The sequence below is a fragment of the Methylolobus aquaticus genome, assembly GCF_054172105.1.
The window spans coordinates 1-429 of sequence record NZ_JBSYXP010000061.1 but is presented as its reverse complement, the minus strand read 5'-3'; the positions used below and the strand labels follow the sequence as shown (position 1 = coordinate 429).

Annotated in this window: 1 protein-coding gene; it reads left to right on the top strand. The window is 71.1% G+C overall.

Going from position 1 to position 429, the window contains the following annotated elements:
* On the top strand, positions 1-429 hold a 429-nt coding region (locus ACW73L_RS22180; protein ID WP_498924714.1), incomplete at both ends, for a condensation domain-containing protein.

Sequence of the window (429 nt, the reverse complement as noted above, 5' to 3'; positions counted from 1 at the left end):
CTGACCGCATTGGTCCGCGCCTGGCGGCGCTGGAGCGGGCAGGCGGCGCTCGGTGTCGAACTGGAAGGGCACGGGCGGGAAGACCGCTTTGCGGACCTCGACCTGAGCCGTAGCGTCGGCTGGTACACCAGTGTCTACCCGCTGCGGCTGACCGCGCCGGACGACCTGGGTGCCGCCGTCAAGTCCGTCAAGGAACAGCTGCGCCAGGTGCCCGACCATGGTCTGGGCTATGGGGTGTTGCGCCATCTCGGGCCGGACGCCCTACAGCGGGCACTGGCCGCGGCGCCGCGACCGCCGCTGACCTTCAACTACCTGGGGCAGTTCGACGGCAGCTTCAGCGATGCAGCGGCGTTGTTCGTCCCGGCGCCCGAGGACGCCGGGGCCGACCGCGACCCGGCGGCACCGCTGGCGAACGAACTGGAACTGAAC